This window comes from Afipia sp. P52-10 (assembly GCF_000516555.1).
Lineage (GTDB): Bacteria > Pseudomonadota > Alphaproteobacteria > Rhizobiales > Xanthobacteraceae > P52-10.
In genome coordinates this window covers 385,057-398,685 of sequence record NZ_AZSJ01000003.1, presented here as the reverse complement: position 1 = coordinate 398,685, position 13,629 = coordinate 385,057, and the positions used below count along the sequence as shown (strand labels likewise).

The 13,629-nt window shown below is 62.5% G+C and carries 11 protein-coding genes and 1 tRNA gene; 6 read left to right on the top strand and 6 right to left on the bottom strand.

Annotation, left to right across the window (positions count from 1 at the left end):
- Positions 1 to 80: 80 nt before the first annotated feature.
- The gene (locus X566_RS03220) at positions 81 to 1,214 is read left to right on the top strand and encodes a DUF898 family protein (RefSeq protein WP_152539890.1); all 1,134 of its coding nucleotides are present in this window, start codon (positions 81 to 83) and stop codon (positions 1,212 to 1,214) included.
- A gap of 57 nt (positions 1,215 to 1,271) precedes the next feature.
- A complete protein-coding gene (locus X566_RS03215) occupies positions 1,272 to 2,351 on the top strand; it encodes a M48 family metallopeptidase (RefSeq protein WP_034463408.1) in 1,080 nt (359 codons plus the stop codon).
- A 15-nt stretch (positions 2,352 to 2,366) separates the two neighbouring features.
- On the opposite strand, the gene X566_RS03210 is transcribed toward X566_RS03215, so the two are convergent.
- A complete protein-coding gene (locus tag X566_RS03210) occupies positions 2,367 to 3,173 on the bottom strand; it encodes a DUF2927 domain-containing protein (RefSeq protein ID WP_034463406.1) in 807 nt (268 codons plus the stop codon).
- Between the two features lie 218 nt (positions 3,174 to 3,391).
- On the bottom strand, positions 3,392 to 3,982 hold the full coding sequence (locus X566_RS03205) for a L,D-transpeptidase (RefSeq protein WP_034463404.1): 591 nt from the start codon (positions 3,980 to 3,982) through the stop codon (positions 3,392 to 3,394).
- A 284-nt stretch (positions 3,983 to 4,266) separates the two neighbouring features.
- Here X566_RS03205 and X566_RS03200 point away from each other — a divergent pair, with 284 nt between their 5' ends.
- Complete coding sequence (locus tag X566_RS03200; protein WP_034467715.1) at positions 4,267 to 5,811, top strand: acetolactate synthase large subunit; 1,545 nt, start codon at positions 4,267 to 4,269, stop codon at positions 5,809 to 5,811.
- A gap of 243 nt (positions 5,812 to 6,054) precedes the next feature.
- On the opposite strand, the gene X566_RS03195 is transcribed toward X566_RS03200, so the two are convergent.
- The 3 genes from X566_RS03195 to X566_RS03185 all read right to left on the bottom strand — a co-directional run bounded on the left by X566_RS03195 (position 6,055) and on the right by X566_RS03185 (position 8,380).
- Positions 6,055 to 6,129: transfer RNA gene (locus tag X566_RS03195), tRNA-Val, on the bottom strand.
- Positions 6,130 to 6,238: 109 nt separating this feature from the next.
- Positions 6,239 to 7,570 carry a hypothetical protein gene (locus X566_RS03190; RefSeq protein ID WP_034463402.1) on the bottom strand — a complete coding sequence of 444 codons (1,332 nt, stop codon included), beginning with the start codon at positions 7,568 to 7,570 and terminating at the stop codon, positions 6,239 to 6,241.
- A 225-nt stretch (positions 7,571 to 7,795) separates the two neighbouring features.
- Positions 7,796 to 8,380: a DUF1134 domain-containing protein gene (locus X566_RS03185; RefSeq protein WP_034463399.1), complete on the bottom strand. Its 585-nt coding sequence runs from the start codon at positions 8,378 to 8,380 to the stop codon at positions 7,796 to 7,798.
- A gap of 235 nt (positions 8,381 to 8,615) precedes the next feature.
- Here X566_RS03185 and X566_RS03180 point away from each other — a divergent pair, with 235 nt between their 5' ends.
- Entirely contained in the window at positions 8,616 to 8,996 is a 381-nt protein-coding gene (locus X566_RS03180; protein WP_275451012.1) for a YHS domain-containing (seleno)protein, read from the top strand.
- A gap of 7 nt (positions 8,997 to 9,003) precedes the next feature.
- On the opposite strand, the gene cysQ is transcribed toward X566_RS03180, so the two are convergent.
- The gene (gene cysQ, locus X566_RS03175; protein ID WP_051443839.1) at positions 9,004 to 9,840 is read right to left on the bottom strand and encodes a 3'(2'),5'-bisphosphate nucleotidase CysQ; all 837 of its coding nucleotides are present in this window, start codon (positions 9,838 to 9,840) and stop codon (positions 9,004 to 9,006) included.
- Positions 9,841 to 10,071: 231 nt separating this feature from the next.
- Between cysQ and chpT the strand changes: the two genes are divergently transcribed.
- A complete protein-coding gene (gene chpT, locus X566_RS03170; protein WP_034463397.1) occupies positions 10,072 to 10,746 on the top strand; it encodes a histidine phosphotransferase ChpT in 675 nt (224 codons plus the stop codon).
- 205 nt (positions 10,747 to 10,951) lie between these two features.
- Entirely contained in the window at positions 10,952 to 13,624 is a 2,673-nt protein-coding gene (locus tag X566_RS03165) for a hybrid sensor histidine kinase/response regulator (protein WP_034463395.1), read from the top strand.
- The last annotated feature ends 5 nt before the right edge of the window (positions 13,625 to 13,629 follow it).

Here is a 13,629-nt window from a genome sequence, read left to right as displayed (position 1 = left end):
CCGCAGCGCAGTGAAATGCGAATGTCAAATCCGCTCCACGAGAATGGGGACGCAAAACGATTGGGCAGTCTATGGACCAGATGACCACCGCGCCGCTTCCGCCGGAGCGCACACAGGCCCAGGCGGCATTCACGGGTGATCGCGGCAGCTTCCTCAGCCTGATCGCCCGCGGCGCGGGGCTGGAATTGATGACCGTCGGCTTTTACCGCTTCTGGCTGACAACCGATATCCGCCGCCATCTCTGGTCGCATACGGTCGTCGATGGCGACGGCGCCGAATACACCGGCCGCGGCAAGGAATTGTTGATCGGATTCCTGATCGCGATGGCGATCCTCGTGCCGGTCTACCTCGCCTATTTCATCGTGGGTTTGGAAGCGGAACGGCTGCAAGCCTTCGCCAGCGTGCCGCTGGTGATCTTCTTCTACGTCTTCACCCAGTTCGCGATCTATCGAGCGCGCCGCTACCGCATGACACGCACCGTCTGGCGCGGCGTCCGCTTCTGGATGACGGGTTCGGGCTGGAACTATGCCTTGCGTGCGTCGCTTTGGAGCTTGGCTGTGGTGCTGACGCTTGGCATCGCGCTGCCCTGGCGGGACGCGGCGCTCGAGCGCTACAAGATGCAGAACACCCATTATGGTGATCTGCAGGGCAGCTTCGCAGGCCGTGGCTGGGACTTCTTCAAACGCGGCTGGTGGCTCTGGCTGCTGACCCCGTTTGCGCTGTATGTCTTTGTCGCAACTCCGTTCGTCTATGCGGCGTTCAAGGCGGTGCAGATGCGCTGGTGGTTGAGCGGCCTGCGTCTCGGCGGCATCAGCCTCGAATCGAACCTGCGCAAGGGGCAGCTCATCGGACTGTACTGGAAGACGATCGGATGGGTGCTCTTGTTGCTGGCCGTGCTCGCCGTCTATCTCGCCGTCGCGGTGGTGATCGTGGCGACCATGACGGCGCAGCCGATCGACGATACGTTGTTCTCCAACATCGATCTGCTCACCAGCATTCCGTTCATTGCGCTGGCCGTGGTCGGCTATCTGGTCTGGGCGATGATGCTGAACGTGGTCATCCGTCTATATCTGGTCCGCGATCTTTGGCAGCGTGCGGTCTCATCCGTCACCGTGCACGGTATCGAGGCAGCCGCCAATGTTGCCGCAAAGGGAGAACTCGCCAACGCCATCGGCGAAGGATTTTCCGATGGCCTGGACGTTGGAGGACTGTGAGACTTGTCTGAGACGGAAGGCGATTCCGCTACGGACGGTGCCGCTGCCAAAACCGATATGGCCGCGCTCGCTCCAGTGACATGGCTCGACGGGACGTCCAATCGCCGACGAAACGTGACGTTGCATTTCGATGAGCAGTGCCGGATTCAGGAGGCCGGAGACACCGTCGCATCCTGGCGCTACGCCGATATTCGCCGCGCCGACGGTCCTGCGGGCGTGTTGCGGGTGATGTGTGTCTCGGCGCCGTCGTTATCGCGTCTCGAGATCCGTGATCCGGCGCTGGCTGCAGAGCTCGCCACTCGTTGCCCGTCGCTAGACGCGGACATGCCCGGCGCCCGAGGCGTCGCCGCGATCGTCGGCTGGTCGGCCGCAGCGCTCGCATCGATTGGGCTGATGGTTTTGTATGTGGTGCCGATCGCCGCAAACCGGCTGACGCCGCTCATTCCTTACTCGGTGGAGAAGCGGCTCGGCGATGTCGCCGACAAGCAGGTGAAGGTGATTTTCGACGGAAAGTCCTGTCAGAACCCGGCCGGACGCGCCGCATTTGACAAGCTGCTCCAGACATTGCGGATCGCCGGCGGGATCGATGCGACGGCGGACGCGGCTGTGATCGCCAATCCGATCGCCAATGCCATCGCCCTTCCGGGCGGCAAGATCTACGTGTTCGAAGGACTGTTGGACAAGGCTGAGAACGCCGATGAGCTTGCCGGCGTCTTGGCGCACGAGCTCGGCCATGTGAAGAATCGCGATGGTCTCCGCAACATGATCTATAATGGCGGCACCTCGTTTCTGATCGGTTTGCTGTTCGGGGATATCACTGGCTCCAGCGCGATTATTTTTGCCAGCCGTGAGCTTTTCCAGGCTTCACACTCGCGCGAATCCGAGCGCAGCGCCGACGCCTCGACCATCGAGATCATGCACAAGCTCGGCCGCTCCCCGAAGCCGATGGGCGAATTTCTGCTGCGCATCACCGGCAAGGAGAAGGGTAAGGGCCTGTCGCTGATGTCGAGTCATCCATTTTCGGAAGATCGCCTGGCGCGGATGACCGAGGAGGACCGCAAGCCGAGCGAGCCTCCGCTTCTCACGCCGGCCGAGTGGGCTGCGCTGAAAGCGATCTGCAAGACACCGAAGACGTGATCGGGTGCGGCAGGCTCAGTTGGCGAGCCCGTTGATCTTGCCGACCCAGGCCCGCACCTGCGGTAGAATTTGTGGCAGGAGAGCCTTGACCTCCTCCACCGACATGCCCGGCTTCACTGCCGGATGGTAGAGGATGTTGAGCAGGTACTGATCGTAGATGCCGAAGTGATCCATGCTGACGTCGTCGTTGAAGGTCGTCCAGGGCACGGCGTCGGTATCGTTGATCGGACCGAGCGCTTGCAGCAACTCCTCATAGGCACAATCGGCGAAGACGAAGCGGCCAGCATCGACCGCTAGGATCACATTCGAATGGATGATCGCAAAACTGTCGTCCTTGGTGAAACTCGAGAGGCATTGCGGGTTGATCGCCCTGCGGATCTCCTTGGCGCGATCGCTGCCGTAGAACGACGTGATGGTCTTGTGCAGGTCACGATCGCGGACCAGGGTGACGATGATGTCGGCTGTCTCACGAACGTCCGTCGCCGCGATGTCGAGATGTTCGATCCGATGCGCGATATCGGCGATGATATCGCGCAGTCGGCTGCGGCGGTCGGGGCTTGCTCGGTTGTCGATGAAGACGCGGACCGGCTTGTCGTACTTGCGGATGCGGTCCACACGGCCGGCGAGATGGAATTCGGCGCCGAATGCGACGCGGAAAAAGCCGTCGGCGATTTCGGCGTCGGTGAAGGTCTTCTTCTCTTGCTGTGAGGAGATGATCCGCTGCGCATGGGCAGCCCGTTCGAGGGATAATGCGGCGATGGCCGTCCCGACAGCAAGAGGGAAGACGATGCAGAATGCGGCACGGGTGAAGCAGCGGATCATCGTCCATCCCTGGTAGGCGGGGTCCGAAAGATCGAATATCTGTTTTTCACAAGAGGGCAGGCTCGGATCAAGTACCGAAACTAGGCGATCGTTGGGGCGCCGAGAATCATGCAAGAAACGCTCAAGAAAGGGGCCCGAGGGAATAGCTGAAAAGAACGGCCCAAGAAAAAAGCCGGCACGAGGCCGGCCTTTCTCATTCATGCAGCCGCAGGCTGCGATCAGTTCTTGACGATGACCGTCGCACCGACCTGCACGCGGTTATAGAGATCGATGACATCGGCATTGGTCATGCGGAAGCAGCCGGATGAGACCGCCTGGCCGATGGTTTCCGGTTCATTGGAGCCGTGGATGCGATACAGGGTCGAACCGAGATACATCGCGCGCGCGCCGAGCGGGTTGTCCTCGCCGCCCTTCATGTGCCGCGGCAGATCGGGACGACGGCGCAGCATCTGCGCCGGCGGTGTCCACGATGGCCATTCCTTTTTCGCGGTCACCCGATGCACCCCGCCCCAGCGGAAGCCATCGCGGCCGACGCCGATGCCGTAGCGGATTGCCTGGCCGTTGCCGAGCATGAAGTAGAGACGGCGTTCGGCGGTGTTCACCAGAATGCTGCCAGGCTTGTAGTTGCCGGCGACGTTGACCGTGGTGCGCTGCACCGGTCCCTGCGAGCTGCTGCCGCCGCCGAAGAACTGGTAACGCTTGCTGAGCGGGGAGCCGCCGGTCAGGAAGTCAGGATCGTCAACTTGCGCTTTGGCCGGTGCCAGGCCGAAAGCCATTGCGATCACCATGAAAGCCAGCAGCCGTCTCATTCCTGTCCTCATCTGCAATTCAAACGATGCATTCTACGAACATATGATTGTCGTCGCTATGACGGAGAAAGGCCACAATTCGCGAGATTCCGCAAGCTGCGCCAGGGTGCGTCGAGCCGGCGCTACGCTTGGCCGCGCGACATGCGGTCCCTCGCTTTCTTCGTCAGAAGGGCGGCAAATCAAGCGCTTGAGCCGCTCGGGTAAAGTGTTTGACGGGGCTGGCGAAGGATGATTTTTTCGTGATCGGAGCCATCCGATATAACAATGAAAGCAATGGTGCAGCCATGAATGGTGCAGAAAGCCTGGTGAGGACGCTGGTTGCGGGCAAAGTGGACGTCTGTTTCACCAATCCCGGGACATCCGAAATGCACTTCGTCTCGGCGCTCGACCGGGTCGATGGAATGCGGTGCGTGCTCGGCCTGTTCGAAGGCGTCGTGACCGGCGCAGCCGATGGATATTACCGGATGAAAGGCACGCCGGCTTCGACCCTGCTGCATCTCGGTCCTGGCCTCGGCAACGGTATCGCCAATCTCCATAACGCCAAGAAAGCGTCATCCGGCATCGTCAACATCGTCGGCCAGCACGCGACCTATCATATCGAACACAACGCACCGTTGACCTCCGATATCGAGGGTTTGGCGCGTCCGGTGTCGGCCTGGGTGCGAACCTCGCCGAATGCCAAGTCCGTGGCGCGGGATGGGGCTGCCGCGATCGCCGCCGCCAGTGCTGCGCCTGGTCAGATCGCCACGCTGATCCTGCCTGCGGATACGGCGTGGAACGAAGCCGATGGCTTCGCCGAAGTCGGCGAGATTTCCCAACGCGCCGCGCTCTCGGGCACGGCCGTCGACAACGCGGCGAAGATCCTGAAGAGTGGCGAGCCGACGCTGATCCTGATGTCGCACCGCGCCTTGCGTGAGGATGGGCTGGCGCTGGCCGCGCAGATCTCCGGCAAGACCGGAGCCAAGGTGATGGCGCAGGGCTCGAATCCTCGCATGGCCCGCGGTGCAGGCCGCTACTCGATCGATCGTGTACCGTACGTGGTTGATCTCGCTGTCAACACGCTGAAGGATTTCCGCCACATCATCCTGGTCGAAGCGGTGGAGCCGGTGGCGTTCTTTGCCTATCCGGACAAGCCGAGCCTGCTCAAGGCCGATGGCGCGAAGGTGCACTCGCTCTGCGAGATCGGGGGTGATTGTATCGGCAGCCTGCAAGCACTTGCAGATGCCGTCGGCGCCAAGCCGTCCGACGCCAAGCCACAGCAGCATGCGGAGATCGTCAAGCCGACCGGCGCGCTGACGCATGCATCGATCGCAGCAGCGATCGCTGCGGCGATCCCGGAGAATGCGATCGTCGTCGATGAGGCGGTCACCACCGGCCGTGCGTTCTTCGCGCCCACCGCCGGTGCGAAGCCGCATGACTGGCTACAGAACATGGGCGGTTCGATCGGCTACGGCACGCCGGTTGCGACGGGGGCTGCCGTTGCCTGTCCGGATCGCCGCGTGATCGCGCTCGAAGGTGACGGCAGCGCGATGTACACGCTGCAGTCGCTGTGGACCCAGGCGCGTGAGCAGCTGGACATCACGACGGTCATCTTCGCCAATCGCACCTACGAGATTCTGAAGGGCGAGTTCACCAACGTACAGGCCGGCTCGCCGGGCAAGAAAGCGGTGGACATGCTCAACCTCGACCGTCCGGCGCTCGACTGGGTTTCGCTAGCCAAGGGCATGGGCGTGCCGGGCGTTTCGGTCTCCAATGCCGAGGACTTCCACAAGGAGCTGGCCAACTCGGTGAAGACCCCGGGACCGCGACTGATCGAAGTCCTCATGTGACGCCGAGGGCGGCGACCGTCATCGGTTCGAAGGCCGCAGCTCCTGTGCTGCGGCCTTTTTGCATACCAACCGGGTTCTCGTGAAAAGCGGAGCTTTGCGCGTTCCAGCCATGCGGGCATTGAGTGGGCATCGGTTAAGGCGACAATTCCCCGAATTGTCCGCAGTGTTCGGGAGGCTTTCGGCGTCGGATTTGTCGTTTAGTGGGTCGGTGCGGGGAAAAGCCTTGAAAACAGAGGCTTTTGATGGTGGGCGCTATAGGGATTGAACCTATGACCTCTCCCGTGTGAAGGGAACGCTCTCCCGCTGAGCTAAGCGCCCGGTCTTGAGCGGCCGATTTACGAAGCGCAGGGGTAGGGTGTCAAGGGAAGACACCGGAAATCTCTGCGTCTCGCGATTGATCTGGAAGCCGGTGGCCTCCGCGCCGACTCTATTGTGCCTGCTGGGTCCGGGAGACCTGGTTCTGCAGGGCGCGAATGCGGTCAGCCAGTGTGCCGCCCTTCGTTCCAGCCTTGGCCGTCGGAGCATCAGGCGTAGAGGGCGCCGGAGCCGGCTTGTTGGCGTTGGCGGCATTCGGTACGCCCGCCGGCCTCTCGTCCGTCTGCTTGCCTTCGGCGTGGACCTGTTCGGGGCGCGCCTCCACCGCGAGGATCGCCTCGATCGGAGAATCCGGTCCCTCCAGCGTGATCGCAAGCTTGGCGACTTCCGCGGCGATGTCATTGATGCGTTCACGCAGAACGGCATTCTCCATCCGTTCGGTCGCCCACGCGGTCTCGGTCTGGGCCTTGATGCTGTTCAGTTCGCGCATCACGGCGCTGCGTTCGTCGCGTGCGGTCGCCAGTTCCTGCTCAAGCCGGGTCTTTTCGGCGCGAAGCGCCTCAAGTGCCGACGATTCGACTGTATCGCTCGCGCCGGGTGTGGCTGATGGAGATTGGCCTTCGAGCTGCTGGCGAAGCTGATGGTTCTCGATGCCGCGTTCGGCCAGCAGTTTGCCTTGGGTCGCGAGGCGATTCTCGAGATCGGCTGCGCGCGCGCCGAGCGCTTCGGCCTCCTTGGTCTGAGCGGTGAGTTGCGTTTCCAGCTCGCCGACTCGCGACGCGAGGCTCTCCAGCCGTCCGCGAGCGGCATCGAGGTCGCGTGAGGCGACGCTGGATTCGTCGCGTTGCTGAGCAAGTTTCTGCTGCGCCTCGGTGAACTCCCGCTCGGCGTCGTTGACGCGCTGCTGCAGGGCGATGACCTGGGTGCCGACGGTCGCCAGCTCCACCTGCCGCGCCTCTGCGGCCTGCGAGCGATCGGTCAACGCGACGCCGAGCTTCGCCAGCTCGGCTTGCTTTTCGGCCAAGGTCGCTTCTGCGGCATGCAGCGCGTTGGTCTTGGTGGCGAATTCCTGCTCGGTGGCCTGCAACTGCTCCTTGATGGCTTTCTCGCGCGCCTCGAGCTGGAAGATCGTTGCATTCTTCTCGCCGAGCTCGAACTTCATGCGGTTGATCGCATCGGACTTCTTGCCCAGTTCCGCGAGCTGACTGGTGGTCTTGGCCTTGAGCTGCTCGACGCTCATTTCAAGCCGTCGTGCGGACATTGCGAACTCGGCCCGGAGCTGATCCTTGTCCGCCTGGATTTCGGCCATCGAAATCGGCGTAGCCGCTTCCAGACGCTTCGTGGTCAACCGCACGGCGCGGTTATGAACCAGCGGCACGATCGCGAGCCCCAGAAGGGTCGAGACCAGAAAACCGATCGCGAAATAGATGATCGGTTCGACCATGGCGAACTCCGACAAATTAACGATTTGATTACCATGCCATGGACCGCCCGAACGACGCCAGCAGCACAGCGCGTTAACCTGAATCGGGCGGGTGCGATAGCCGGGTTGTGGACGGCTGGCCGTTTTCGATGCGCACCAGCTAGGCTCGACCGCGTCCTGCCCGGATGGCTTAGACCCCGGGGCAGGCGCGCTGCAGGACTCAGGAAGTTCGAGTGGCTGCCCCGATCAGAACGGGTTCCAGGTGGCGTTCGGCGTAAACTTCAGGTAGCCGACATTGGCTCCAAGCCTCAGGCCGACACCGGAGCGGATTGGCACGACGACGATGTTATTGGACGTCAGTGCCGTCATCCCGAAGCCGCCGACCAGATAGGCCGAGCCGTTGACGCCGGCGAAGCGCTGATAGATCGCGCCGGTCGCGGGTAGGTTGTAGACCAGCATCATGGTACGGGCGCCGTCGCCACCCCAGTCGAAGCCGACCGAGGGGCCCTGCCAATAGACCCGCAGGTCACCGGCATTCTTCGTGTAGAGCGTGCCTTCGCCATAGCGTAGGCCGGCAACGAAGGCGCCGCTGCCTTCTTCGCCAAGGATATAGCCGTTCGGTTGGCCCCAATTGCTGAATGCGCGTTCGATGACCGAAGCGAGACCGCGCGAGACATTACCGAAGAACCGATGACCGGCATTGACGATTTCGTCCGGTGAGAACGTATGTGGGCTCTGGTTGGCGCGCGGCCCGCCCTGGGCGCGTGCTGGCAGCGTCCCGGCGATCATTGCGACAAGCAACACCGCGGCAAGGCGCATAACAAGTTTCATTCTTGGGGTCCCTCGTTTACGAATCCAAGCAGGCCAGCCAACGCTTAACCGGATGCTGACGCAACCCATCTAGACTGCAGAAACGTCCCGAATCGAGCTTTTATCAGCGGCAACTATGACGTTACGGCGGCAGGAAAGGAAAGAGTCGGGGAATTGGGGCGTCTGGTGGACCGTTCTTTGGGCCGCTACGGTCTCTGCATCCGCAGTTCAAGCGCAAGCGACGACCGAGCGCATCGTGATCAACCGGCTGACCGGACTTGCGATCTCGGGCTTCGATCCGGTGGCCTATTTTACGGAAACCAAAGCCATGCCGGGCGATGGGCGATACGAAGCCGTGCAGGACGGGGCGATCTGGCGGTTTCGCAATGAAGGCAATCGGGCAGCCTTCGTCAGCCACCCACAAGTCTATGGCCCCCAGTTCGGCGGCTATGATCCGGTCGATGTGGCGCGGGGCAAGATCGTCGAGGGCCTGCCGCAGATCTGGATGATCCATGCGCAGCGGCTATTTCTGTTCTCAAGCGACATCAGCCGGACCGCCTTTGCTGCCGATCCGTCGGGTTTCCTGAAGGCGGCGCAACGCCAGTGGCCAAGCTTGCGCGAGAGCCTCTCGCGCTAGATTGCTGCTAGCGCGCTTGCGCGGCATCTCCCCAGGCGATGAATTCCGGTACGGCAAATTCGCCCTTGCGCTGGCCGAAACGGATCGGCTGTCCTCGGCTGTCGGTGACGACACCACCTGCCGCTTCCAGGATCGCATGGCCGGCGGCGATGTCCCATTCCGAGATCGCCGACAGGCGGGGATAGATATCGACGGCGCCTTCAGCGACCCGGCAGAACTTCAGCGCCGATCCGATCGGCACCCGGCCGGCGCCGCCACGGCTATCGATAAAGGCGTCGGTGCGCGGGTCGCCGTGTGATCGGCTGACGGCGGCCAGCCACGGCCCCCTGGGCCACGGTCGGGGCCGTATCGTCGCCAGGCTTGCTGCACGTTTCGCCGGATCGGCAGAGAGCTCCATCCGCTCGGCGCCGGAGCCGACGACGCCGCGCCACAATAGACCAAGTGCTGGCGCGCTGATCACCCCGAGCAGCGGTCGTCCGTTCGTGACCAGGGCGACATTGACCGTATAGTCATCATGTCCGGCAATGAACTCGCGGGTCCCGTCGAGCGGGTCGACAATGAAAAAGCTCGCCAGATAAGGGCCGGTCGAACGATCGACGCGCTCCTCGGAAACGACCGGCACCGCCGGCATCAACCGCGTCAGCCCGTCGACGATAATGCGGTCGGCTGCGAGATCGGCTTCCGTCACCGGTGAGCCGTCCTGTTTGCTCTCGGCGGAGACCTCGCGACGCGCCACCTCGAGAATTGCCGCCGATGCCGCCACCACCAGGTCGGTGAGCGGTTCGAGCAGCGAAGGCGCCATGGTCTGGTCGATGATTGGCTGCGTCGGAACGGGGGGGGTCATGAGATGAGGTCTTGCCGTGCGAGAGCCGCCTTGCCGGCGGTTGTGCTTGCCTGCTTGTCGCATGGCCGATGGCGCACGTCACGCGTCGTCAAGGCCGGTCGGAAGTGGTTGGAAAACCTCATCTATCTTGCACCGTTTCTGAGTGCCTGGCTGTCCTGCTATGTATCGGTCCAAGATGCCCTGATTCGCTGCGCCGGCTCCCCGTGACGCATTTGACAAGGACCGCCCTGCATGACCGCTTCGCCTTCGACCGCCGCCGTGGCCGCCGACACTGCCGCACCGCCCACTCCGGATGCGCTCGATCTGGCGGCGCTGCTGTGCTCGCGCGTTTGCCACGACCTGATCAGTCCGGTCGGCGCGATCGTCAACGGACTCGAGGTGCTCGATGACGCCAAGAATGCCGACGATCGCGATTTCGCTCTCGACCTGATCCGCAAGAGCGCGCGCAGTGCATCGGCGCGGCTGCAATTCTGCAGGCTGGCCTTCGGTGCTGCGGGCTCGGCCGGCGCGCAGATCGATACTGGCGACGCCGAGAACATGACTCGCGGCTTTCTCGAAGACGACAGGACCAAGGTCATCTGGAATCTGCCACGCGCGTTGCAGCCGAAGAATCGCGTCAAGCTTCTCCTGAACATGCTGGTGATCGCGCAACAGACCATTCCGCGCGGCGGCATGTTGACCGTCGATGCGCTTGGCGCCGGCGATACGGGTGGCTTTCGCGTTCGCGCGGCCGGCCTGAACGCGCGATTGCCGCAGAACATCGCCGATCAGCTGGCCGGCGTGCAGAAGGCTACGGTCGATGCGCATGCGGTGCAGCCGTACTACACACGGTTGCTCGCGCAGGCTTGCGGTCTCAACGCGCAGCTTGCGTTGGATGGCGATGCCGTGGCCGTGACAGCGACCTGATCACAGCCACGCGCAGAGGTTAACTTAAATCTTGATTAATCGGCTGGGACGCGCCGGTTTGTCGTTGCGTGTCGGCTTGATCGCGCGTCATTTTCGCGATTAAGGATCGATCAACTCAACCAAAAATAAAGGCTTTGCCCACACACTGGCCAACTGTTGAAGGCCGCGTTAGCGGCTGCGTTCGCGTTTCTGGGGCCAGTGTTTCATGGATGATCTTCTTCGTGAATTTCTCACCGAGACCACCGAAAGTCTCGATCTTGTTGACGTTCAACTGGTCAAATTCGAGCAAGACCCCAACAACGCGAAAATTCTCGATAACATCTTCCGCCTTGTTCACACCATCAAGGGGACCTGTGGCTTCCTCGGCCTGCCGCGCCTCGAAGCTTTGGCGCACGCCGCTGAAACGCTGATGGGGAAATTCCGGGACGGCAAGGCCGTGACCGGCGAGGCGGTGACCCTGATCCTGTCGACGATCGATCGGCTGAAGGACATCCTGGCGCAACTCGAGCAGACCGAAGCGGAGCCCGAGGGCGCCGACCGCGACCTGATCGACGAACTCGAGCGTATGGTGGAGCAGAGCGATGCGGCGCCCGCGCCGGCTGCGGTTGCGGCCGTGACCCAGGGCACGCTGGTCTCGCAGACACTGGAACGGCCGCTTCGGCCGGGCGAAGTCTCGCTCGACGAACTTGAGCGGGCCTTTCGCGAGACCGAAGCAGAAATTATTCCGCTTGCGCCGGTCGCCCCCCAAGCCGAAACGCCGCAAGCCGTTGCGAAGCCGGCCGCCAGGAAATCCGTCGTCGAGATGGATGCGCCGCAGAGCGATGCCGACAAAATCGCCAATCAATCAATTCGCGTCAACGTCGATACGCTCGAACATCTCATGACGATGGTGTCGGAGCTGGTGCTGACGCGTAACCAGCTGCTTGAAATCGTCCGTCGCCACGAGGATTCGGAGTTCAAGGTGCCGCTGCAGCGGCTGTCGAACGTCACCGCGGAGCTGCAGGAAGGCGTGATGAAGACGCGCATGCAGCCGATCGGCAATGCTTGGCAGAAGCTGCCGCGCATCGTGCGCGATCTCTCCACCGAGCTTGGCAAGCAGATCGAACTCGAAATGCATGGTGCCGACACCGAGCTCGACCGCCAGGTGCTCGATCTGATCAAGGATCCGCTGACGCACATGGTGCGCAACTCGGCCGATCACGGTCTCGAGATGCCGACGGCGCGCGCGAGCGCCGGCAAGCCGGAGCAGGGTACGATCCGTCTGTCGGCGTATCATGAAGGCGGCCACATCATCATCTGCATCGCCGACGATGGCCGCGGCTTGAATACCGATGCGATCAAGGCCAAGGCGCTCGCCAACGGCATCGTCACCGAAGCCGAACTGGAGAAGATGACCGAGGCGCAGATCCACAAGTTCATCTTTGCGCCGGGCTTCTCGACCGCGGCGAAGGTGACGAATGTCTCCGGCCGCGGCGTCGGCATGGACGTGGTGCGCACCAACATCGATCAGATCGGCGGCACCATCGAAGTGAAGTCGGTGCCGGGCGAGGGCTCGAGCTTCATCATCAAGATCCCGCTGACGCTCGCTATCGTCTCGGCGTTGATCGTCGAGGCAGCGGGCGACCGTTTCGCGATTCCGCAGCTTTCGGTGGTGGAGTTGGTGCGCGCGCGTGCGAATTCCGAGTATCGCATCGAGCGCATCAAGGATACGCCGGTTCTGCGCCTGCGTAACAAACTGCTGCCGCTCATCCATTTGAAGAGGCTGCTCAAGATCGACGACGGTGCTGAGATCGATCACGAGAACGGCTTCATCGTCGTGACCCAGGTTGGCGGGCAGACCTTTGGCATCGTGGTCGATGGCGTCTTCCATACGGAAGAAATCGTGGTCAAGCCGATGTCGAGCAAGCTGCGCCACATCACCATGTTCTCCGGCAATACCATTCTTGGCGACGGCTCGGTGATCATGATCATCGATCCGAACGGCATCGTGCAGTCGATCGGGACTTCGGTCGCAGCCGCAACGCGCGACATGGCGGAGGAGCAGGAGGCGGCGCGCGGCAGCGCGGGCGAGCAGATGACCTCACTGCTTGTATTCCGTGCCGGTTCGATGCAGCCGAAGGCTGTGCCGCTGGCGCTGATTACGCGTCTCGAGGAGATCGAGGTTGCCAAGATCGAGCTTTCGAACGGCCGCTACATGGTACAGTACCGCGATCAACTGATGCCGCTGGTCGAGATGGATGGCGTCAGCGTTCGCAAGGAAGGCGCGCAGCCGATTCTGGTGTTTGCGGATGACGGCCGCTCGATGGGGTTGGTGGTCGATGAGATCGTCGATATCGTCGAAGAGCGCCTCAATATCGAGGTCGCCAGTGGCCGGGACGGCATTCTGGGGTCCGCGGTCATCAAGGGGCAGGCGACCGAGGTGATCGACGTCGGCCATTTCCTGCCGATGGCGTTTGCCGATTGGTTCAGCCGCAAGGAGATGCGGGCGTCCGCGCATGGGCATTCCGTGCTGCTGGTCGACGATTCAGCCTTCTTCCGCAACATGCTGGCGCCGGTTCTGAAGGCGGCAGGCTATCGCGTTTCACTCGCGACCAACGGTCGGGAAGGCCTTGGCGTGCTGCGTGCAGGCCAGCCGTTCGACGCGGTGCTGACGGATATCGAGATGCCGGATATGAATGGCTACGAATTTGCCGAAGCGATCCGGGCCGACCAGCGTCTCGGGCAGATGCCGATCATCGCGCTGTCGTCGGTGATTTCGCCGGCGGCCATCGAGCGGGGCCGGCAGGCCGGATTCCACGATTACGTCGCGAAGTTCGACCGGCCGGGTCTGATCGCCGCGCTGAAAGAGCAGACCACAGAACTTCATCGCGCCGCATAAGGACT